The sequence below is a fragment of the Desulfosporosinus hippei DSM 8344 genome (assembly GCF_900100785.1).
In the GTDB taxonomy this organism is placed as follows: Bacteria; Bacillota; Desulfitobacteriia; order Desulfitobacteriales; family Desulfitobacteriaceae; genus Desulfosporosinus; species Desulfosporosinus hippei.
Genome location: NZ_FNCP01000024.1, coordinates 61,769 through 84,006 on the forward strand (window position 1 = coordinate 61,769; position 22,238 = coordinate 84,006).

Genomic DNA, 22,238 nt, shown 5'->3' on the forward strand with positions numbered 1-22,238 from the left:
TGAAGATGTTCTCTTTACAGAAGGCAGTGTCTCAATTCTACTTAGCTTGAAGAACAGGGTGCCCTAGAGCGAATACATGATGTCTTAGAGAAATAACAAAGGGCGTCCGCAGACGCCCTCTCTTTTGTGCCTTATCAAATTGCGTATTTTCCGGAATCTCCGGATAGGATTCTTAAGGTACTCTCAACATTGGAAATAAAAACTTTACCATCACCGATTTCCCCGGTGTAGGACTCTTTGCTGATTACTTCGACGATCTGATTGACCAGATCATCAGTAACCACGATCTCGATCTTTGTTCTCAGAAAAAAGTTATTCGTTATGGTATAGCCACGGTAAACCTCGGTTCGTCCTTTTTGTAGACCACACCCCAGTACGTTGGTGATGGTTATCCCTCTAATTCCGAACCTGCGGATGGAAGTCTGGATGGCTTCAAGTTTCTGGGGACGAACAATACATTCAATTTTTTTCATAGACAATACCTTTTATTAGATATTTATAGAGGGTGCTTTCATTTCAAAGCCTGAGTAAGCCTCCATGCCATGTTCCCCGATATCCAGGCCTCGGATTTCTTCTTCTTCAGAAACCCGTAAGCCCAGGGTTGCTTTGATAATGCCGAAGAGAATGAGAGAAGTAACGGCGGTCCAAGCGAAAACTGAGGCTACACCGATGATTTGGGTGATTAGTAAAGCCGTCCTAAATTAATGAGCCGCTGGAAAAGTCCATGAGGTTCTTCATAATGATATTTCCGGCGTTTTTAGCCCGAGTAAAACCTGCTTCAACCATAGCAAATCCTGCTTGCATAAAGAAGACGAGAAATCCGGCAATTAAAGTCCAGATGGTATCAATGGCCACGGCGTTGCTTTCAACGCTGGGTTCAGCTCCTAAGGCGATACCGGGGATTGCCAGCAGCAATGCTGTAAATATCCCAAGAAGAATTCCATTTTTCCTAAATCTTGTTTTCATTGTTCTTGCTCCTTTCAAATCCCCAAATTTTTATGGTAAACAAAAAGGCGCCAAGGTTGCAGTACTTCAACCCATGGCGCCATTGCCTATCCTTAACCATAAAACATAGCCTTAAAAACATAAATACCCTCAGGTTTCCCTGAGGGCGTCTTTGACCTCAATGCGTTTTAAAAGCAATCTTTGATTTGACTCTATAGTAGCACTTCTGGAGTGAATGGGAAATAGGTTTTGGGTGTGAATCTTGTATTCTTAATTGTACTATTTCAGACAATTGGAGAAGGGCGACTTTGATCTAATGGTGAGACTCCCACTTCTACAAGTGGGAGTGGTACCCCCGGCTCTGCTTCTGTGGGGGTAGAGTCCCCCACAGAAGACTCGATGTTCAACTTAGTTGAACGAGTTCACTCAAGCCCCCAATCTGAATATCTACAGTGAATACTATGATTTGTCACCCAATAAATGGTATAATGCTTAAATAGGAAAGAAAAAATATAACTTGATTAAAATTTTGAGAAGCTTTTACTGAAAGGACTTGTTATCATGATTGACCCAATTGTACTTACTTCCAGACAGTCAGAAGTTATTCTTGATACCTTAAACAGGTTAATTAATCCGTGGCTAATTATTCTTTTCGGTTCCTATGCCAAGGGCAGAGCTCGTGAAGAAAGTGATATTGATCTTGCATTTTTGACGGATCAAGGGGTGGACGATTACCAATCATTTTGTATTGCTCAAGAATTGTCTGAGTTAATTGGAAAACCGGTGGATTGTGTCAATTTGTATTCAGCTAGTACGGTTTTTCAGGTTCAAATTATTGGGTATGGAAAAGTCCTATTTTGTGAAGATGAAACTCGCAGGAAATATTACTATGTACGTACTTATAAAGAATATGCTTTATTAAATGAAGAGCGAACAATAATCTTAAAACAAATAAAAGAGAGAGGAACAATCTATGGGTGATGATGTAATTTTAAATAAGTGCTCAATAATTGAACGTTGCATTCAACGGATTCATGAGGAATATAACGATAATCCTATCAGTTTGGAAAGCTATACCAAACAGGATTCGATTATTCTAAACATTCAAAGAGGGTGCGAAGCGGCTATTGACTTGGCGATGCATATTGTCGCAGAGAATAAATGGGGTATTCCGCAGAGTAGCCGCGAAGTATTTGATATTCTCCTACGAGAGAATTATATAGACGAATCCCTGACTCGATCTTTGAAATCTATGGTTGGATTCCGAAATATTGCAGTCCACAACTACCAAGCACTAAATCTATTAATAGTACGACAGGTTATTGAAAAACATCTTAATGATTTGAGAAAGTTTAGCAGGATAATGCTGCAAAGCTCTATTTAGGATTGGGTAAATAATTATACTCTATGTATGGGGGCATATTTCAATTAATAAGCGGTCTGATTTCACTGGCGAAAGTGAAATCAGCCGCTTTTGCTTTATTATAAATCCGTATTCTGCTTACAAAGCTCGAACTCGGCTTCCATCTTTGCAGAGGGTTTTCCCGTCAGCAAACTGACTAGAACAATGGCAATTAGACAAGCAAAAAATCCCGGTACTAATTCATAGAGGGCGTTTTTTAGGAAGGGGAAGCGGGTCCAAAGAATGACTGTGCCGGAACCGGCGATCATGCCGGCTAAAGCGCCCCATTTGTTCATTCGTTTCCAATATAGGCTTAAGATGATGACCGGCCCAAAGGATGCACCGAAGCCTGCCCAGGCATAACCGACTAAATTTAGAATTGTTTCATTACGCTGATAGGCTATCAGAATGGCGACAACAGCAACCATCAAGACGCAAAGACGACCCACTAAGACCAATTCTTTATCCGAGGCATTACGTCTAAACAGGCCATATAAATCTTCTGTTAAGGAACTTGAGGTAACCAGGAGTTGAGAAGAGATTGTGCTCATGATGGCTGCTAAGATGGCAGAGAGCAGGAATCCTGTGATGATTGGATGGAAAAGTAACTTACCTAGTTCCAGAAAAACAGTTTCAGGATCTGCCAGAGTAATGCCCTGGTTAGCAAAATAAGCGATTCCTATTAGTCCGGTAAACATGGCGCCAACAACTGAGAAGATCATCCAAATCATCCCAATACGGCGCGCCTTGACCAGTTCCTTGATGGAAGAGATAGCCATGAAGCGGATAATGATATGGGGCTGGCCGAAATAGCCTAACCCCCATCCGAAGAGGGAGATTATGCCCAGGACTGTTGTACCTTTGAAGAAGTCCAGGTAGGCTGGATTAAGGCTATGAATGGTATTGATGGATGTCTGGAATCCTCCGGACGCTTGAATTGTAATCAGCGGAACCATGACCAGGGTGGTGACCATAATAAGGCCTTGGACAAAGTCAGTGATACTGACAGCTAAGAAGCCGCCGAATAGGGTATAAGCTACAACAACTCCTCCGACAACCCATAGTCCGGCATGGTAATCAACGTTAAAAGAGTTTTGAAATAGAACTGCCCCGGATACAAGGCCGGAAGATACATAAAAGGTAAAAAAGACAATAATGACAAAGCCTGACACCAGTCTGAGGATTCTGGAATTGTCTTCAAATCGATTACCGATAAAAGCCGGGATTGTGATAGAATTATTGGCTAGTTCAGTATAGGTGCGCAGACGAGGAGCAACATAAAGCCAATTCAGATAGGCTCCCAGGGTGAGACCAATGACGATCCAGGAGGCGCTGATTCCTTGGGCAAACATTGCGCCGGGCAGGCCTAACATCAGCCAACCGCTCATATCCGAGGCCCCGGCGCTTAAAGCCGTTACCGCTGGGCCAAGATTTCGTCCTCCCAGCATGTAATCCGATAGATCTGTGGTTTTTCTGTAGGAGTAGTAACCAATCCCTAACATTCCTAGCATGTAAATAATAATAGCGATTAATGATTCCAAGCTGATTCTCCCCCTTAATTATGCTGATTAGATTTTGCTTTGGGCCAGGCTATTGTACCATATAAGTGATAGGCGGAAAAAGACATCTGAAGTATTATGCTCGCTGCTTACGAAAATGATTAGAGAGTAGCCCTTTCATGCCGCTGCCGAAGCACAATTTGAGGATGAAAATAGGTCCCTCGGGGCAGGTGGCTTCGTCCACATCCGTGCAAGACCAGCTAATTCGTGCGAAGACAGTGTCCGCGAAGTAGTAGAACTAGGGGACTTAGAATTATCCAAAAGATGGTATAATAGATAGTGATGCGAGCTGCCAAGCAGCAGGCTTATGCGTGAGATAGGGTTAAGGGCATAAAAATAAGCTCCTTTAAGGAGCTGTGAAACCATTTATCAGCATATATTGTTTTAAGTAAGCTATTTCTAATAGTTATTTTAATCTTGGGGGATCAATAATAATGGGTAGTGCTTTGAAATTTATTACCAGCATCATGAACTATTTCCACGACACGTTAATCTCGCTGACAAAGTTTATAGGTTTAAAAGTTAACGATAAGCAGCTGCATTTTCTGGTGATAGGAATTATTGGAATTCTGCTGTTTCTCGTTGTACATAAGCTTTTCAAGTATCTTGTCAAGTATAGTCTAACGGCGATTTCTTTCATCTATACCTTTACGGTATTGGTGGTTCTTGTTTTTGCCATCGAGATTGGGCAAAAGGTGACTGGGCGTGGTAATATGGAATTTCAAGATATCGTAGAAGGTTTATGGGGCTTTCTGGTGGCCTTTGGGATTTATTTGGTAATCGTTGTTGGGGTGTATGGGCTAAAGAAGCTGAAAAGGCGCTTATAGTAGTAAGATAATGTATTGATTGTAAAATATATTATTAGCAGAAAGAAAGTTGAATAAGCTAAAAATATATTGCCTTATAGGGTAAGCTAAGGGAAATCCTATTTGGTTAGGTTGTTAGAACAAAAACGGCAATTATGATGATACAGATTGCGCTAGAAGCTGCAATAATTATAAGTTCTTGACGTGTCGGCAAATGGAACGAAGAAGATTTATATTGTTTCCAAGGCATACCACACCACTCCTTACAATTTATGGTATTATAGTATTCTGCAGAAATAATCTTATTCCTTTAAATAGATAGAGGCCGAGACCCTTTTAAAGGGATAATTTACCGTTTAAATACCTATATTTTCGTCAGAAGAGTGCATATATACAGAATTTATATTACTACTGTTACCCTAGTTCGTTCTATTGTTACATTGATGTAACAATGTTCTAATAATTATGGGATAGATAAGCCCGAGGTGGAGGTAATCAGATCCTAAACTATTAAGTAGTTGACAACTCTCATGCTTAAATGCTAAAATATTTAAATGTGGTGACTTCTCACCGCAACCGCTCTAATCAGGTATTAACGGGTTTCTTTTCTGAAATCGACCTGCAACGGCGAGTCTAGGGTAACGGGAGGTGTAACAAAAATGTACGCAGTTATTGAAACAGGTGGTAAGCAGTTCCGTGTTCAAGAAGGCGACGTTATTTACGTTGAAAAATTGGATGCTAATGTTGGAGATGCCGTAACGATTGATCAGGTTCTCCTCGTAGAAAAAGACGGTTCGGTGAGTGTTGGAACCCCAGTTGTAGCAGGTGCTACAGCAGTGCTGAAGGTTGTGGAGCACGGTAAAGGGGAGAAGATTATTGTCTTCAAATACAAATCCAAGAAAAACTATCGACGCAAACAAGGGCATCGTCAACCCTACACGAAAGTTCTCGTCGAGGCACTCCAAGCGTAAGGGCCAAGACGGTGTTCGCCTAGTAGTGTGGGAAGACGACCAAGGGCAGATTCGAGAATTCGAGTTGTCCGGACATGCCGGGTATGCAGAAGAAGGTCGAGATATTGTTTGTGCAGGGGTTTCTGCACTGAGTATTGCGGCTGTCAATGGGCTGGAACGTTTCTTGACGGTTGCTCCTAAAGTCGAGACGAGGGATGGATATATCTCTTGTCAGCTTATAGGAGAGGCTGAGCAGGATTTAGAGAAGGCACAGCTGATTTTGCAGACGATGGTGTTAGGTATTGAACAAATACAAGCTGATTATAGTGAAAAGTATATATTAATTGATCGAAGGAGGTGGACTCCATGCTAAAAATGAACCTGCAATTATTTGCCCATAAAAAAGGGGTAGGTAGTTCGCGAAATGGTCGGGATAGTAATGCTCAACGTCTGGGTTTAAAACGTGGTGACGGACAATTCGTTAAAGCTGGTACGATTATCGTACGTCAACGTGGAACGAAGTTTCATCCCGCTAAAAACTGTGGTCTGGGTAAAGATGACACCTTGTTTGCTTTAATCGATGGTTATGTTAAATTCGAACATAAAGATCGTACTCACAAACAAGTAAGCGTTTATGCCGAGCGCTCGAAAATGCCGGTGGCTGTCGCCCAATAAGCTGTCTCAAACGTTACCCCTGGGAAATCCCCAGGGGTTTTTCGTGTATAGTTTAGAATAAATAGCCTTGGCGATCCAGTATATTGAGAACATTGTGACATTATAGTATCGTTGTATGTACGGTTAGATTAGATCGAGCTCTGCTTTTTTTATTACATATTTTTCTTGGTTGTGGGTTAGAGAACATTAAATGTGAGATAAGAGAGGAAAACGATGACTATGTCTGAGGTAGAACAAGTTCTTTTGTCAGAAATGTTATATTGGTATCGCCTCCAGAGGCATGACTTCCTGAATCACTGGCAAGTGATTATGGGCAATCTACAGCTTAATCGGCCCTCGGAAGCCCTTACCTACATGCAACAGTCTGTTCCCATATCGCCGGAAGAGCAGAAAATAGCGCAAATTCCCGAACCTTCCTTAGGAGCGATTCTTTTAGGTTTTATAATTCGTCTTGAACAGGCTAAAGTTGATACTACCATTGATTTTCCCAGTGAGATGAAAGAAAAAGACTTTTGGAAAGATCATTGGCGGGAAGAATATGCAGGAGGGTTATACGGGGACACTACTGAATGCGTGGCCGAGGTCATTCAGTCTAGCGAGGTAAAAGGCTTGACTGCTGAAATATATCTGTTTGATGAACCGAGAGGGTTAACTTGTCAGTTTATACTATCTGATGAGGAGACCATTCTCTGTGACAAGTTGATTACCTTAAGTTAAAGTAAAGTACATCTGGGATACAACTATTTGGAGTAGGCAATCTATCCTGTAGAAATATCTACTGACTAAGCGGAAATGAAACTGAAAAAGAAACTAACCTATAAAACTAAACTATAAGAAGAAACTATAAGAAGAAACTAAACTATGGGTTTAATTCTAAGCCCAAGGTTTAATGATATACGAATTAAGGAGAATTAGTCTATGTTTTACGATCGTGCGAAAATTTATGTTAAAGGCGGAGATGGCGGTGCTGGTATAGTTGCTTTCCGCCGCGAAAAATATGTCCCGGAAGGCGGTCCCAGCGGCGGAGACGGCGGTCGCGGGGGGAATGTGGTCTTTGTCGGGGATGAAGGCTTAAGAACTCTGGTTGACTTCCGTTATAAACGTCATTATAAGGCGGATCGCGGAGATAACGGGATGGCTAAAAATATGAGTGGTCGGAGCGGTGAGAGTACAGTTTTGCGCATTCCTGTGGGGACTGTGATCTTGGACGACGGAACAGGGGAAGTTATTGCCGATATCACCGAGCATGGACAACGAGTAGTTGTGGCAGCCGGCGGACGAGGAGGCAGAGGTAATGCTCGGTTTATGAGCAATACTAACAAAGCACCGACTCTTTCGGAAAATGGCGAACCCGGGGAAGAACATTGGCTCCGTTTAGAATTGAAATTATTGGCCGACGTGGGGTTGGTCGGTTTCCCCAATGTGGGCAAATCCACGATTATTTCCAAAGTGTCTGCCGCCAAGCCTAAGATTGCGGATTATCATTTTACCACCTTGGTGCCTAACTTAGGGGTTGTGGATGTTGAGGATGGGGAAAGCTTTGTCATGGCTGATATTCCCGGACTTATTGAGGGTGCTCACACGGGGGCGGGCTTAGGTCATGAGTTTTTACGTCATACTGAGCGGACCCGGTTGATCTTGCATGTCTTAGACATATCCGGTTCGGAAGAAAGGGATCCCTTGGAGGATTTGCGTATTATTCAGGATGAGCTGAAACTTTATAGTCCGGCACTGGCTGAGAGGCCCGTGATTGTTGTGGCTAACAAAATAGATATTCCCGGTGCTGAAGAGAATTTGGAACGGTTGAAGGGGGAACTTAAGGAAAGTTACGAGATTTTCCCAGTATCCGCCGCTACCGGAGAAGGTTTACAGAACTTAATTTATCATATTGCTAAGGTTCTGCCGGATATCTCGGCACCGACAATTGTCAGTTTGCCGGATGAACACAGGGTTACGAAGGTTAAATCTGATAAACGATTCGAAATTCGCAAAGAAAACAACCTCTTTATTGTTGAAGGTGACGAAATTGAAAAACATGTTAAGATGACTTTCTTTGATCAAGAGGATAGTGTTTATCGCTTCCAAAATATCTTAAAGGCTATGGGGATTGATGCCGCCTTGGTGGCGGCAGGGATTAATGAAGGAGATAAGGTGGAGATCGCCGGGGTCTCCTTTGACTGGGTATAGATAGGGTCGCTCGGGGCAGGGCGGCTTCGTCCACATCCGATCACCCAGCATTCCGAGGCTCGACCACTCGCTTTCGCGGGAGCTTCGCCAAACCTTTGGGTAATACCTGATGTGAACCTGTGGCTCCGCTTCCCACGAAAGCTTTGTGGGCTTTACCGCCTCTCCATGCAATGGGTTCACTACTGTGGATCGAAGCCGCCCTGTCTTTCGGGTCTATTATTTAAGAATAATTTGAGGTATTTTTTTTAAGGTAATACGGAGCTAAATCTTTTCGCGGGTTTGGGGGGGACAAGGTGACGAAACGTCTTTGGTGGATAATAGGAACAATGCTTTTAGTTCTTGCGTTAGCCTTAGGTGGATGGTGGTTTTGGGGGAAGTCTCAGGGCCCGCTGAAGGTTAGAGTCGGGGTGGTTACTCCGATCTCCATGCAGGAAGACGTCTTTGCGACGGGGAGTGTGGTTCCGGTGTCAAGCCAAGAGGTGCGTGTATTGGCTCCCGGGCGAGTTGCCAAAGTTGCGGTGAAGGTGGGGGAGACTGTTCAGGCTGGTCAGACTCTCGTAGCCTTAGACACTACCCTGGCGGATGCTCAGGTAGCTCAGGCCCAGGTGAATGTAGAGGCGGCTCAAACTGTTGTTAATTCTGCTCAGGCTAATTTAGAGGAGTTAAAGAAGGCACAAACCAGTGGGAGTTCGGCTGCTCTCTCGGGCAGTGATTCTGAGAACGGTTCTGGCCAGGCAGGTGGTTTAAGCTCTCTACTGCCCCAATTCGGAGGTCAACAAAGCAGCAGCTCTCAGCAGAATATTGTGAGTCCTGCTATTATCAGGCAGGCGGAGGGAGCCTTAGCCCAGAGTAAGGCGGCGTTAAAGCAGGCTGAAGAAATGTTGAAGGTTGCTCGGGTGCAGCAGGGTCAGCTGATTTTTAAAGCAAGTATGGTCGGCACGGTTATCGAGGTGAATGCTCAAGAGGGCAATATCTCTTCTGTACAGCTTCCCTTAGTTGTAGTGGCTGATCTGAAACAGCTGAATGTCGAAGCTCAATTGAACGAAGTTGATGCTGGGAAGGTTCAGGTTGGCGGGAAAGTGAAGATCTCCAGTAAAATGTTGAAGGATTCCTCTGTTCAAGGAACAATTGGGGAGATTGCCCCCACCGCCGTCTCTGCCTTAAGTGTTCAGGGCAACTCATCTCCTACTGTGGGCGTAAAAATTCGCTTGGAAAATGCGCCGGTTGAACTGAAGCCCGGCTTTACTGTTAGTATTGAAATTGTGGTGGCAACTAAGGAAGGGGTTTTGGCCGTTCCTCAAGAAGCCCTTTTTCAAGAAGGAAACAAGAATTATGTTTACCGAATTCAAGCCGGACGCCTGGAAAAAGCCGAAGTTAAAATAGGGATAGGGAATGACACTCACCAGGAGGTTACCTCCGGCTTAAAGGATGGAGACCAGGTGGTCTTAAATCCCTCCAATGATTTGGCGGAAGGAATCCAGGTTAGCCCTGAAGTGGGAAGTGGAGGGGTATGAGTCTTTTAGAAGGACTGCGGGGAGCTCTGTTTAGTCTGCGAACCAATAAGCTGAGATCGGGACTTACCATGCTGGGGATTATTATTGGGATTGCCGCTGTGATTGCTGTTGTTACCATAGGTATGGGAGGCAAAGCCGCCATCATGCAGGAAATGGAGAAAAGCGGAGTTAACCTCTTTGTGCTGTACGGTAAATCCGTGGGTAACAGCGGACAGAATGCGGGGAGCACCTTAACTCTCCAGGATGGAGAAAGCTTGAGACGGGCTCTGCCCCAAGTTAAAGTATTGCTGCCGGCAAGTATTGAATATGCGGCTTTAGAAGTGAATCAAAAGCGTTCTTCCGCTATGGTCGTGGGGACGACTCCCGAGTTTGCGGATTTGCGCAACCGGGACATTGCCCGAGGACGTTTTTTCTCCGCAGAAGAGTTTTCTGCTGACCGGCGGGTTGCGGTGATTGATCAGACCTTAGCTGAGAATTTGTTTGGTGCAGGAAATCCTTTAGGGCAACAGGTTATTGTTCATAATGTTCCTTGTCGAGTGATTGGAGTTCTGGCTAAGGATACCTCTTCCTTTGCCCAGTTTAATGTCGGCCCGCAGAATGCCTATGCCTATATCCCTTGGGGGACTTGGTCGGAGGTCTTCGAGTCTCAGCGAGTTGACCAACTGGAAGGTTCTACTTACCGGGAAGCGGATTTGACCAGTACCATTGAAAGTGCTAAGCGTATCTTAAATGTACGCCATGGAACGACCAATCAGTACGAGGCCTTTAATATGCAGCAGCTGGTTCAGTCAGCCAATACAATTATGCGGATTTTAACGAGTTTTATCGGTTTAGTTGCCGGTATATCCCTCTTGGTCGGAGGAATTGGGATTATGAACATTATGTTGGTTTCTGTGACTGAGCGTACCCGAGAAATCGGATTGCGCAAAGCCGTAGGAGCCAAAGAAAAAGATATTTTACTGCAATTTTTGTTAGAAGCCATTGTTTTATCTCTAATCGGGGGAATCATGGGTATTGCCTTGGGGGTTGGGAGTGCCTTGATCGCTTCCTACCTTTTAAACTGGCCGCCGCTGCTGTCCGGCTGGGCGATTATCTTTGCAGTGTCTTTCTCCATTGGAGTAGGATTGTTTTTTGGATTTTATCCGGCCTTCAAAGCAGCTAAACTAGAGCCGATGGCGGCCTTAAGATATGAGTAACAAATAGGGGGAAGATTTTTAAATGTTAAAAGGAAAGCAAAAACGTTTTTTAAGAGCTATGGGCAATGAAATGGTGCCTATTCTTCAGGTAGGAAAGAGCGGAATTACGGAAGCGGTTGTTACCCAAACTAATGAGACTATTGAGTCTCGCGAGTTAATCAAGGGACGAGTGTTGCAAAATTGCCTGGAGGAGCCCAAATCTGTTGCTGCAGTACTTGCCGAACAGACCGGCTCGGAATTGGTGCAAGTCATTGGGCGCAATTTCTTGTTATATAGACCTTCCAAGGATAAGCCGATGATTGAGTTGCCTAAGTAAGGCAGACTTGGCTGACGCTGAGGCTTTAGGTAAGGGTAATCGTATTCGCAATCGTCTCGTTCTTATGGCTTGGAATGTATGAATTAAGGTGTATTTATAGGATTGGTTAAAATTGGGGGCTGCCTTAAGGGCAGCCTTTTTAAATTTATCCAATATGCTGAAAGTAAGACATGGTCATTATTAATAACTAGCTAATGATTGAATATTACGTTCTTCCAGAGAACCGCACCGCTGTTCCGGATGTTACTGAGACTTAGCTCGAAAAAGCATATTTTGCTGAGTGGCTAGATAAGAGCAGTGTATTACAAAAAAATTTTATTAAAAATTTACAAATCATGTAACCTTTTACTGCCTTCAAATGCTCTATATAGTAACCGGATAGTATTTAGCAAAGGGGTGACGGATGGGAATAATATTCTTAGAAATCCGGTTGTTGGTTAGTGTTCAATAATTTAAGGAGGTAGGAGTAATGATCAAACAAAGGAAAGTCATATTATCACTAACATTTATTTTCACTATGTTCTTTTCAACGGTGGCATTAGCTGGACCATTTACAAATCCCGCTACTACGAATTCAAATTATGACAGATGGGACGCCAAAGTCTATGCTGAAAGACATGCAGAATCACCAAATGACGATGAGTATGCAGATTTTATGTCAAGTGGCGGCGATTGTACTAACTTTGTTTCACAAGTACTTTGGGCCGGCGGAATGAGTATGAATGGAACCTCTACCCCTGGATATGGTTACTGGTATTACTATGGTAGTGTTCCCCCTTCACGGTCATATTCTTGGACTGGTGTAACACAGTTTATGCAGTATTGGGCAAATTACAATGGCAGCGGTAAAAATAAAGCATATAGTTTTAAAATCTATACGCTAACTGATGCGATGGATCCTGATACTTACCATGCTATTTTTAAAGATTTATACGAAGGTGATATAATTCAATATACAGGTGCAATTACTCATTCCCAAGTAGTTCATGACTATGATTCAACTGATTTATATGTAGCGCAGCACGGTACTGAAGAAGCTAGATATTATAGTGGTCAAAAGCTTTCTCAGTATTTAGATTGGGTTTTAGATGGATATGGTTCAAATGTAACTGTTTACACCGAGAGGATGAAACTGGCGTCTACCTAATATGATTGTTTTAAAAATTATATGTATAATTGGAGGCGGCGATGATAATGAAAAGAACTGGTGTTTTTTTACTTAGTTCACTTGTTGCGGTTTTATGCTTAAGTAGCAGTGTTTTTGTGTATGCCGGAAATTATCCGGTTGCAGAGAGAAAAGCGTTAGTAAAGCAATTAGAAGCGGATTTTGATGCTGAGCATGAGAAACTTTTGAAAAGCGACCTTCCCTTAACGGAAAAAGAAATCTTGGAAAGTGCTTCAGCAGGAGATAAACTCAAGGAAAAAGGTATAGCAGCGCAAAAGCTTAAGAAAGAAATTGAAGCTGTAGAAGGTTCTACAGTGCGAAGTAAAGAAGAGATTCTCAAAGATGTTGAGCTCGGGATAATTGTGATTGGAGAAAGTGTGGAGGTTTTGGCCAAACGAGATTCAAATAGAAGTAAAGTTAACTCTGAGAAGCTTATACAACTAAAACAACTTAAAGAAGATTTAATGAGTGGTACGATCAGTCCACAAGACGCTGACAAAAAAATTGTCGATATCAAAGCAAAATAGCCTAATGGTTGGTGTGCTCCCCATTAGATCTTAGGATGTATGGATTTTTTCTGGGAAAAGATATTTAATGAATTTAATAAGGATAACTTGGCAAGGCAAAAAAACCACGCCAGCATCTCCTCTAATCAGGGGGAGTTTGCTGGCGTTTTTCATTTAAAGGTTAGTAATGTCGATTACCCGAGCCAAAGACAGCTAAAAGGGCTCCGCCTCAGAGCCATACAGAAGAAGACCCCATGTCTACCTAGAAGGTTTTTTAAGCGTAGCCACCATGCTGTCCGTTAAAACTTTCTTGCTATAAAAGAGGGGATAATTGTATATCCATCGAATAAAATTAAGACATGCAGCGGTATATCCGACGAAATAAAGCAAAGAACCGTCTCTTGGCGTTTTTCTGGAGAGGAGTTTTTAGATGGCGAGATGTGAGGTTGTTTGTCCGACAACAGTTGCCGAGAGTCTTGAGAAGATTTCCGGAATTAATGAGAACGTTGTTTTTTTAAACGGCGGCACTGATCTGGTGATTAAGCTGCAGACCGGTCAGCTTAAACCTGCTCATATTATGGATCTTTCTTTAATATCAGAGCTCAATTTCATTAAGGAAGTTGGGGGCAGGATTAAGATTGGCAGTGGAACGACCTTTGCTCAAATCAGTGAGAGTGATCTGATTAGGAGTAGGGCGAGATGTCTAAGTCAGGCCGCCTCTCAGGTGGGGTCTGCTCAAATTCGCAATCGGGCTACTATTGGGGGGAATATTGCTAATGCCGCAGCGGCGGCGGATAGTTTGCCGGCCTTACTGGCTTTGGAGGCTTGGATTAGTATAGCCGGGCCCAAGGGTTCGCGGAGAATTCCTTTTGCTCAGTTGCAGTCAGGAGGGGTTCAGGGCCTTCAAGAGAAGGAGCTGATTCTGGAGATTGATTTTCCGATAGTTCAAACCCCAGGCCGGACTAGAGTTAAGAGTGCCTTTGGGAAAATCGGCAGTCGAACTGCTGTGTCCGTAGCCCGTTTAAATATGGCCGCTCTGCTGGAATATGATGTTGAGGAGCAAAGAATTCTCAATTCACGATGGGGTGTGGGGGCTTTAGGGCCAACCCCCTTTCGGTTAGAAGAGTTGGAGAAAGAGTTGCAAGGCCGAAGGGTGGATGGGCTGAATGCGGAAGAGATTGCTGACTACTTAACAGGTGTAGTGGATCAGGCCATTCCCGACCGGGCTTCGCAGGAATATAAACGCCAGGCCATTAGGGGCTTAGTTTACGACCTTCTTGCGGATTTATCCGATGACTACCAGTCGTAAGACTCCCATCTTCTACAAGTACGAAAGCATCCAGTGACGAAACCCGGGTGAGGGTTTCGCCCAAGCCGCCTGCACCAAAGAAAAGCATAACGGCGCAGGTTGCTTTCGCCGAACCGCAAACTACACAGAACAACTTTAGCGGTGAGGATGAGATAACGGCTGCTACATCCCTGGATCACTTGATCATCCTGGGGCGAGAAGACTCCCACCTCTTAGGCCTCCCAACAGCTCATGAATACTGAATAATGGCTTAATGAAAAGAGGATATTGTCGTTGGTTGGAGAATTAACGACAATAAGGGTGATAATAACTAGGAGGTAAGTAATGCCTGGTGTTGTTATGGATGAAGTTTTTAGGCAGCTTTTTAATTCAATTGACGAAGGGGTTATTGTTACCGACCCTGATGGACAGATAATCTTTTACAATTCTGAAATGGCAAAGTTAGAAGAGTTGTTGTCCGAGCAAGTTGTCGGAAGGTATTTGAATGAAGTCTATGATGCTGTTACTGTGGAAAGCAGTGAACACCTAAGTGTGGTTTTGACTAAGGAGCCGGTTCTTGAGAAGCATAAAACCTATTTTACGAATAAGGGGAAAGAGGTCACTATTGTGGCCAGTACCTTTCCTGTGCTGGAAGATGATCAGGTTATAGCGGTCTATTCCGTGTGTAAGGATATCAGTAAGTTTAAAGAACTCTTAACTAAGACTATGCAATTGCATGACCAGATTGGATTTGAAGGTCAAGAACCCCGGGGTAATAATGGAACTCGCTATACCTTTGATTCCATTGTTTACGCCAGTTCTGTGATGAAGGATCTAATTGCCTCGGCTAAAAAGGCTGCCTTGGCTGATGGATTTATTTTAGTGTTTGGTGAGACGGGAACCGGCAAAGAGCTATTGGTTCAAGCCATACACAATTACAGTCCTCGCAAGCACGAGCCTTTTGTAGCAATTAATTGTGCGGCAATTCCGGAAACCCTTTTAGAGAGTATTCTTTTTGGCACAACCAAAGGGGCTTTTACCGGTGCAGTAGAATCAAAAGGATTGTTTCAGCAAGCTGGAAATGGCACTTTGTTTCTGGATGAACTGAATTGTATGAGTATTAATTTACAAGCTAAGATTCTTCGGGTTGTCCAGGAAAGAATGGTCAGACGAGTCGGTGGGACTATGGAAATTCCGGTCCGCTGTCGGGTGATTAGTTCTACGAATGTGGATCCCTGGGAATCAGTGAACAATGGCAGTTTGCGTAAAGATCTTTTCTATCGTTTAGCCGTGATGACCCTCTTTATCCCGCCCTTAAAAGATAGAAAAGAAGACGTAGAGGCCCTGATTCATTCCTTTCTCAATCGTTATCAAAAGATCTACGGCTTTGGTGAAGTTCAGATTGATGCCGTCTTAAAGGATATTTTTCTTCGTTACCAGTGGCCCGGGAACGTTCGGGAATTAGAACATATTATTGAAAGCGCCATGAATATGTTAGATGGCCGAAAGGTTATTACCGTCGATCACTTGCCCCACTATCTGAGAGCAAAATTTGTTAGTCAGGATGGAACCTTCCCTGAATATTACAAAAAAGGATCTAATACTTTGGCCCATGTACTGAGGGAAGTAGAAAAGCAAGTGATTCGAGAAGCCTTGAAAAGCCATGACGGAAATATTACCAGGGCTGCGGAGTCTATAGGAATTGCCCGTCAAAATCTTCAATACCGGATTAGAAAACTTAATGCGCAAAATATTTAGGCGGGCAAGGAATGTTGGCACTTGCCTTTAGAGGGCTCTCAGTGGTAATGGGACGGATGTTTCGCAAATAATTTATGCGCTAGGCATTGATTCCAAGTGTGACGTGGCCTTTGGTTACGTCACGGATACTACATAGACTATTACTTTAAAGCAGAGTGAACTGGTTCAAACTAAAGCTGAGTATCGAAACTTCAGAATGGATAAAGAAGGCCCGCACGCAGTAGAATTTTGAAGTCTCCCAGGTGAAAAAAGGAAAGTATACATTTAATTATCAGAAATCAGGAACGATTCTTGCATTAGAGATTAGTTAGATTACATACCGAATTCAAATTTCTTAGTACATAACTTTTTGGAGCTGTTTTTTAGGACGATACTTAAAGATTATTTTAGTCTAGAGATTCCTAAAGGATCTTAGTGAATGTCTTAATTTCTCCTGTATTTTAATGAAAGAAAGTGAGGTGATGGTGAATGACCTTAACGGATTTTGTGAATTTTCTGGTGAAGAATTCTAAGACAATTATGGAATACTCCGAAAATCATTTTACCTTGGTGTTGCTAGCTGTGGGGATTTCTTTGCTGATTTGGGTGCCTGTCGGTCTCTTGTTAACCAAAAGTGATAAGTGGGCAGCGCGAGTTTTAGCGTTAGCTAATACGATATTTTGTATTCCCAGTTTATCGATGTTTGCGATTTTGGTCACAATCCCAATGTTTGGCCTGGGCCGAAAGTCTGCGTTACTGGCCTTAGTTCTCTATGCTATGATGCCGCTGATTCGCAGTGTCTATGATGGGGTGAAAAATGTTGATCGCAATGTGATTGAAGCAGCTAGAGGAATGGGAATGAGTACCAAGCGAATTCTCGTAGAAATTCTTGTACCTTTAGGTATGCCGATTATCTTTGCCGGTTTCCGGATAACTGTGGTCATGACTACCGGTATTGCTGCAATTGCCACCTATATTGGGGAGCGGAATTTAGGGCGATTCATCCAGGAAGGCCTTGTTCGTTCAAATACACCGATGATGGTCACCGGTGCCCTGATTATTTCAATAATTGCCATTGGTTTAGATACTATTCTTGGAATGATTGAGAAAAGGATTGTTCCCAAAGGATTACGAGTGAGTCGCTAACCCTCATCAGGATGGTAGGTCTAATTCAGGACGGGGTAGAGTTTTACAGAGGAGGATTCTGATGATTGAATTAGAGCAGATTACGAAGCAGTACCCAGGTCAAGCAATGCCAGCAGTGGATAAACTATATTTGTCAATTCCGAAAGGAGAAATTTGTGTTTTAGTTGGCCCCTCCGGCTGTGGCAAGAGTACGATTTTGCGCATGATTAACCGGATGATTGAGCCGACTTCCGGGGTTGTGAAAATCAATGGACAGGATGTTACCAGTACGAATCCGGATCAACTGCGGATGGGTATTGGCTATGTTATTCAACAAATAGGGCTTTTGCCTCACCGGACAATCGCTGAAAATATCGCTATTGTACCGCGGCTCTATAAATGGCCGAAGGAGAAAATCAAGCAACGGGTTGATGAACTGATTGTAATGATGGGGCTTGACTTGGAAAAGACCAGGGGCAAGTATCCGTCTCAACTTAGTGGCGGGCAAATGCAGAGAGTAGGGGTTGCCAGGGCGATGGCTGTCGATCCGCCCATTATGCTTATGGACGAACCTTTCGGAGCAGTTGATCCCATTGCCCGAACCCATTTGCAGGATGAGTTGCTGCGACTCCAGAAAGAGATTAAGAAGACGATTGTTTTTGTGACTCATGACATTAATGAAGCCATCAAAATGGGGGATAGGATCGCTATTTTCAATGCGGGGCAATTAGTACAGTTTGGAACTCCGGAAGAGATCTTGACTAATCCCATTAATGAGTTTGTTGAGGACTTCATTGGGCGGGATCGGGTTGTCAAAAAGTTGAATTTATATCTGGCTGAGGATGCAATGCAGCCCATAAAATGTTTGCTTAGGGAAGATGAATTGCAGAATGTTGCTCAGAAGATGAAGGATGCGGGGGCGGAGGTGGCTTTCCTCGTCAATGAGACGGGCAAAGCTAGTGGTCAAATCTCGGCGGGTGATGTCGCAGAGTTTGGGATGGATATTGAAGGATTGCGGAAACGAGCCCGGCGCAGGTCAAACGCCTTTGTTCAAACCACCACTCCCTTCCCGGATGCACTTTCCCTGCTGCTGGAATATGATGCTGATTATCTGGGAGTTCTAAAGGGTGAGGAACTTTGTGGAGTGCTCTCTTTCCAAGGAATTAGGAAGCATGTGTACAGGAAAGAGGGTGAGTAAATGCGTTGGGAGAATTTCAGGTTTGCTCTCTTTGAGAAGGCTCCCGAGGCTCTGTTAGAGCATTCCATGATTGTTGTTATCACTATAACCATTGCAATCCTGATTTCCGTACCCCTCGGAGTCTTTCTTAGTCGTCCGAAATATAAGAAGTTTGGACTTGTTACCCTTAATATACTTAACCTATTACAAGCCGTTCCCGGGATTGCGGTTATTGCCTTGGCTCTGCCGATCCTGGGTTTGGGCATGAAGCCTGCTATTGTGGCCCTTTTATTTCAGAGTCTTTTGCCCATCGTCAGGAATACCATTGCCGGTTTATTAGGGGTTAGCTCAGATGTGAAGGAAGCCGCCAGCGGGATGGGAATGTCTCAGCGAAGAATTCTGTGGGAAGTAGAGCTGCCACTGGCTATCCCGATTATTTTAAGTGGGATCCGGACGGCGACTGTTTATGTGGTTAGTATAGGTACCTTAGCTTCTCTGATTGGTGCGGGAGGTCTGGGTAATCTTATTATGGGCGGCCTTTCTCTCTTCCGACCGGAATACTTACTGGTTGGAGCGGGGCTGGGGGCTTTGATGGCTATCTTTTTGGATAGGATGATTAATTACTTGGAGTATCGGATCACACCTCCCGGGATGAGGGTTGAGTAGGCAATTCCTCTCCGTCTCCGAGCCAGAAATTTTTTTGGACTAGTTTGACGGGTGTTGGATATGATGTTGGAGCTTTTGGGGGTTGTTTAGCATCTTCATGCAATGGCGCTTGAGGGAATTAAGGACGGTTCCCTAAAAGGGCATAAAAAGGAGGGGGTACGACAAAAAAACCTATGGTAATATTGTGAAAAGATGTATAATTAGAACAATCTATTAAAGGAAGGGGTATGTACATGAAGAAACGATCTTTATTTCTCGTTGCAGCTTTGTCCCTTACATTAGCTTTAGGAGGGGTATTCGGCTGTGGTGCAAAGGCACCTGCCACAGGATCTACTCCGGAAAACACAAAAAAAGAGGGGCCGACCATTAAGATTTCGTCTAAGACTTTTACTGAAGCAGCACTTTTGGGGACTATGAGTCTTCAGTATCTGGAAGGATTGGGCTACCCGGTTGAAAACAAAATGGGCTTAGGTGAATTGGCTGTAATCAGACCTGCTTTAACCTCAGGCCAAATCGACCTTTACTGGGAATACACCGGTACCGGTGTTATGAATTTAATGGAACATGAGCCTGTGTTTGATGCTGCTGAAAGCTATAAATTGATTAAGGAATGGGATGCTAAGAACGGCATTGCTTGGCTGGAATATGCACCCCTCAATGATACTTATGGAATCGTAGTCCGTCCGGAGATTGCCGAAAAATATAAGCTTAAAACTGTTTCTGACTATGTCACCCAAGTGAAAAAGGGCGAAAGCTTGAAATTTGTTGGTTTCCCGGAGTGGGAAGGAAGAGCGGATGGTCTGCCTTCTTTTGAGAAAGTTTATGATTTCAAAATGCCTAAAGGGGATTTCGTTAACGTTGCTATGGGCTTGAACTATGATACTCTTAAAGCTCAAAAAGGTGATTTAGCTCTGGCCTTTACCACCGAGCCTAGAATTATTACAGATAAGCTTGTAATGTTGGAAGATGATAAAAGTGCCTTCCCTGTTTACAATGCTGCCCCTGTTGTACGTCAAGCCATTGTTGATAAGTACCCAACTTTGGCTGCCGATCTCAAGAAATTAAGCGCTTTGCTGGACACTAAGACAATTACTGAATTGAACATGCAAGCCGATGTTGAGAAGAAGTCTATTGAAGAAGTATCTTCCACGTTCTTAAAGAGTAAAGGGTTGTTGAAGTAAAGTGGTTTGAAGCGAAGTTAAGGTAAGTTCAGTCTGGGGAGAGAAAGTGTCTTAGCCCGTTCGCACATCCTACGGCGCGAAAGTTTTCGTCTATGGATCTGCGCCTTCGGCGATAGTGTCCACCGGACACTATCGCCAATGGAGACTTACGTGATTCATCGCTATTCGCTTGCCGCTAAGGCTAAAACTCAAAACCTCTGGGCCTTCTGCAAGTAAACCATTGAGTTTCTTCACGCCTTATCGACTGCGCTCATTGACGCGATTCCACTAAAGTGCTCACTATGCTAGGTCACTTCCTCTGGTTTTAAGTTGGTAAGTGAATAAGAGTACGAGTGAGAGTACCTTAATTCGGTGCTGCACCGAGAGGCTGGGTAGAGATTAATTAAATGGCCACTTTATGCCCAAGTGTATTTCAGGGGTGTAAAGTGGCTTTATAAAGCTATTTTGACAACGTGAAGGGCGGATTTTTTAGATGTCTGAGATTGATAAGTTTGTTAGACTCTTTGCTGTGCCGGAATTTGTAGTTCCCCATTTGTCTCTTTTTCTCTCTGAACGGGAGATGATTCTGGTGGCTCGGCTGAATGGTGAAAAGTGTTCTGTCTCGAAAATTGTTTTAAGGATGAACAGTAATTTTGAAGATGTACAGGACTTATTAGACGCCTGTTATAATAAACACCTTGTTCATAGGGAAGAGGTGGATGGAGATTACATTTATTGTGGGGCGGATTTCTATGAACTCTTGGATTATATCTGTAAGTTTGATGAAAACTATCATTTAATCGATAAAGATCTGAGACGAACTTTAGACAAATGGTGTTATCGAGTTTATCGTGAGCGGATGGATGCTTATCTGGGTTCCCTTCTTGAGGGGGAAGCTGTGGATAGGGCCCCAGAGACCTTCCTGATGATTGAAGACTTGGATAAAGTTTTGGAATCTGTAAAGGATATTCGTTTAGTTCCCTGTAATTGCCGCAAGTTAGCAAGTCACTGTATTAAGCCTACGGAAACTTGTTTGAGCTTTGACGATTCCATAACCGACCGAACCTTTGGTCGTTCCCTTTCCAAAGAAGAGGCCGGAGAGTTGGTGCGGGCAGCTCATAAAAAGGGGTTAATGCATCAAGTAAACAGTGACTGGCGAACCAAGGGGCCGACTTATATCTGCAATTGTTGTTCCTGCTGTTGTTATCCCTTGCGTTTGGCTCAGGAAAAAGGAACGAAGGGTGTTTTTCCCATCAGTCAATTCATGGTTCAGCGTGATGAGGCTAAGTGTTCGCATTGTGGGGCTTGTGCTAAGCGCTGCAATTTTAGGGCTTTCTATATAGGAGAGGCAGGAACAGTGGTGAAGGGAAAAAGTCGGAGAAAGGTTGAGCTTGATCTGAACAATTGTTGGGGATGCGGGATTTGTAAAGAGGCCTGCCCTACTAAGGCTATTTCCATGACCCAGATAATTGCGATCGGTTAATCTGATCAACCACTTAAGGAGGAGTTGAAATGAATCGCAAAATTCTTTTGATTTCATTTCTATTTCTGATTCTATTTACAAGTATATTGGGTTATGGTGTATATTGGTTGTTTTATGACATGGATCGTCTTCCCAAAGGGACTCTGATTGCGGAAGAAACCTCTCCGGATAAAACCTATACCGTTAAGGCCTACACTTCTGATGCCGGGGCCACTACTTCATATTCTGTAATTGCAGAGTTATCCTTTAATAAAGTGAGTAAGAAATCTAAAATTATCTACTTACAATATAAACATTCATGAACCTTCCGTTCACAGGGAGGCATGAAAATTTTCGGACATCTTTTCATGGCAAGAATTAACTGAGATAATCTTAATAAGG

24 protein-coding genes and 1 pseudogene are annotated in these 22,238 nt (G+C 43.5%); 21 read left to right on the forward strand and 4 right to left on the reverse strand.

Annotated elements, in window-relative coordinates:
• Positions 1 to 134: 134 nt before the first annotated feature.
• From BLS16_RS17740 to BLS16_RS24415, 3 genes and pseudogenes are all read right to left on the reverse strand, one after another.
• Complete coding sequence (locus tag BLS16_RS17740; protein WP_092334996.1) at positions 135 to 473, reverse strand: P-II family nitrogen regulator; 339 nt, start codon at positions 471 to 473, stop codon at positions 135 to 137.
• A gap of 15 nt (positions 474 to 488) precedes the next feature.
• The gene (locus BLS16_RS24410) at positions 489 to 683 is read right to left on the reverse strand and encodes a hypothetical protein (protein WP_345788542.1); all 195 of its coding nucleotides are present in this window, start codon (positions 681 to 683) and stop codon (positions 489 to 491) included.
• A gap of 16 nt (positions 684 to 699) precedes the next feature.
• Positions 700 to 966, reverse strand: a pseudogene (locus BLS16_RS24415) (ammonium transporter); the annotation flags it as partial.
• 540 nt (positions 967 to 1,506) lie between these two features.
• Between BLS16_RS24415 and mntA the strand changes: the two are divergent.
• Complete coding sequence (mntA, locus tag BLS16_RS17750; protein ID WP_092334997.1) at positions 1,507 to 1,926, forward strand: type VII toxin-antitoxin system MntA family adenylyltransferase antitoxin; 420 nt, start codon at positions 1,507 to 1,509, stop codon at positions 1,924 to 1,926.
• Complete coding sequence (gene hepT, locus BLS16_RS17755) at positions 1,919 to 2,329, forward strand: type VII toxin-antitoxin system HepT family RNase toxin (protein WP_092334998.1); 411 nt, start codon at positions 1,919 to 1,921, stop codon at positions 2,327 to 2,329. The genes mntA and hepT overlap by 8 nt, the downstream gene beginning before the upstream one ends.
• 98 nt (positions 2,330 to 2,427) lie before the next feature.
• Here hepT and putP read toward each other — a convergent pair whose 3' ends face one another.
• Positions 2,428 to 3,894, reverse strand: a complete 1,467-nt coding sequence (putP, locus tag BLS16_RS17760; RefSeq protein WP_176786224.1) for a sodium/proline symporter PutP — start codon at positions 3,892 to 3,894, stop codon at positions 2,428 to 2,430.
• 446 nt (positions 3,895 to 4,340) lie between these two features.
• Here putP and BLS16_RS17765 point away from each other — a divergent pair, with 446 nt between their 5' ends.
• From BLS16_RS17765 to BLS16_RS17860, 19 genes are all read left to right on the forward strand, one after another.
• Entirely contained in the window at positions 4,341 to 4,733 is a 393-nt protein-coding gene (locus tag BLS16_RS17765; protein WP_092335000.1) for a hypothetical protein, read from the forward strand.
• Positions 4,734 to 5,371: 638 nt separating this feature from the next.
• Complete coding sequence (gene rplU, locus BLS16_RS17770; protein ID WP_092335001.1) at positions 5,372 to 5,683, forward strand: 50S ribosomal protein L21; 312 nt, start codon at positions 5,372 to 5,374, stop codon at positions 5,681 to 5,683.
• A 25-nt stretch (positions 5,684 to 5,708) separates the two neighbouring features.
• Positions 5,709 to 6,035, forward strand: coding sequence for a ribosomal-processing cysteine protease Prp (locus BLS16_RS17775; RefSeq protein ID WP_092335002.1), 327 nt, complete (start codon positions 5,709 to 5,711; stop codon positions 6,033 to 6,035).
• Positions 6,029 to 6,337 carry a 50S ribosomal protein L27 gene (rpmA, locus tag BLS16_RS17780; protein WP_092335003.1) on the forward strand — a complete coding sequence of 103 codons (309 nt, stop codon included), beginning with the start codon at positions 6,029 to 6,031 and terminating at the stop codon, positions 6,335 to 6,337. The genes BLS16_RS17775 and rpmA overlap by 7 nt, the downstream gene beginning before the upstream one ends.
• A 213-nt stretch (positions 6,338 to 6,550) precedes the next feature.
• The gene (locus BLS16_RS17785; protein ID WP_092335004.1) at positions 6,551 to 7,054 is read left to right on the forward strand and encodes a Spo0B domain-containing protein; all 504 of its coding nucleotides are present in this window, start codon (positions 6,551 to 6,553) and stop codon (positions 7,052 to 7,054) included.
• Between the two features lie 201 nt (positions 7,055 to 7,255).
• The gene (gene obgE, locus BLS16_RS17790; RefSeq protein WP_092335005.1) at positions 7,256 to 8,524 is read left to right on the forward strand and encodes a GTPase ObgE; all 1,269 of its coding nucleotides are present in this window, start codon (positions 7,256 to 7,258) and stop codon (positions 8,522 to 8,524) included.
• A gap of 293 nt (positions 8,525 to 8,817) precedes the next feature.
• A complete protein-coding gene (locus BLS16_RS17795) occupies positions 8,818 to 10,038 on the forward strand; it encodes an efflux RND transporter periplasmic adaptor subunit (protein ID WP_092335006.1) in 1,221 nt (406 codons plus the stop codon).
• Positions 10,035 to 11,234, forward strand: coding sequence for an ABC transporter permease (locus BLS16_RS17800; RefSeq protein ID WP_092335007.1), 1,200 nt, complete (start codon positions 10,035 to 10,037; stop codon positions 11,232 to 11,234). Before BLS16_RS17795 ends, BLS16_RS17800 begins: the two co-directional genes overlap by 4 nt.
• Positions 11,235 to 11,256: 22 nt before the next feature.
• Positions 11,257 to 11,550, forward strand: coding sequence for a ribosome assembly RNA-binding protein YhbY (gene yhbY, locus BLS16_RS17805; protein ID WP_092335008.1), 294 nt, complete (start codon positions 11,257 to 11,259; stop codon positions 11,548 to 11,550).
• A 469-nt stretch (positions 11,551 to 12,019) separates the two neighbouring features.
• Positions 12,020 to 12,697 carry an amidase domain-containing protein gene (locus tag BLS16_RS17810; protein ID WP_143015549.1) on the forward strand — a complete coding sequence of 226 codons (678 nt, stop codon included), beginning with the start codon at positions 12,020 to 12,022 and terminating at the stop codon, positions 12,695 to 12,697.
• A 47-nt stretch (positions 12,698 to 12,744) separates the two neighbouring features.
• Complete coding sequence (locus BLS16_RS17815) at positions 12,745 to 13,242, forward strand: hypothetical protein (RefSeq protein WP_092335009.1); 498 nt, start codon at positions 12,745 to 12,747, stop codon at positions 13,240 to 13,242.
• Positions 13,243 to 13,651: 409 nt separating this feature from the next.
• Positions 13,652 to 14,530 (forward strand): FAD binding domain-containing protein, encoded by an 879-nt coding sequence (locus BLS16_RS17825; RefSeq protein WP_092335011.1) that lies wholly within the window; start codon positions 13,652 to 13,654, stop codon positions 14,528 to 14,530.
• A gap of 324 nt (positions 14,531 to 14,854) precedes the next feature.
• Positions 14,855 to 16,267: a sigma-54 interaction domain-containing protein gene (locus BLS16_RS17830; protein ID WP_092335012.1), complete on the forward strand. Its 1,413-nt coding sequence runs from the start codon at positions 14,855 to 14,857 to the stop codon at positions 16,265 to 16,267.
• Positions 16,268 to 16,735: 468 nt separating this feature from the next.
• Positions 16,736 to 17,392, forward strand: a complete 657-nt coding sequence (locus BLS16_RS17835; protein WP_092335013.1) for an ABC transporter permease — start codon at positions 16,736 to 16,738, stop codon at positions 17,390 to 17,392.
• Positions 17,393 to 17,453: 61 nt separating this feature from the next.
• Positions 17,454 to 18,569 carry an ABC transporter ATP-binding protein gene (locus BLS16_RS17840; RefSeq protein ID WP_092335014.1) on the forward strand — a complete coding sequence of 372 codons (1,116 nt, stop codon included), beginning with the start codon at positions 17,454 to 17,456 and terminating at the stop codon, positions 18,567 to 18,569.
• On the forward strand, positions 18,570 to 19,214 hold the full coding sequence (locus tag BLS16_RS17845; protein WP_014904793.1) for an ABC transporter permease: 645 nt from the start codon (positions 18,570 to 18,572) through the stop codon (positions 19,212 to 19,214).
• A gap of 233 nt (positions 19,215 to 19,447) precedes the next feature.
• Positions 19,448 to 20,395: a glycine betaine ABC transporter substrate-binding protein gene (locus BLS16_RS17850; protein ID WP_242876349.1), complete on the forward strand. Its 948-nt coding sequence runs from the start codon at positions 19,448 to 19,450 to the stop codon at positions 20,393 to 20,395.
• 472 nt (positions 20,396 to 20,867) lie between these two features.
• Positions 20,868 to 21,857 carry an ATP-binding protein gene (locus tag BLS16_RS17855; RefSeq protein WP_092335016.1) on the forward strand — a complete coding sequence of 330 codons (990 nt, stop codon included), beginning with the start codon at positions 20,868 to 20,870 and terminating at the stop codon, positions 21,855 to 21,857.
• Between the two features lie 29 nt (positions 21,858 to 21,886).
• Positions 21,887 to 22,159: a DUF5412 family protein gene (locus tag BLS16_RS17860; RefSeq protein WP_242876350.1), complete on the forward strand. Its 273-nt coding sequence runs from the start codon at positions 21,887 to 21,889 to the stop codon at positions 22,157 to 22,159.
• Positions 22,160 to 22,238 lie beyond the last annotated feature (79 nt).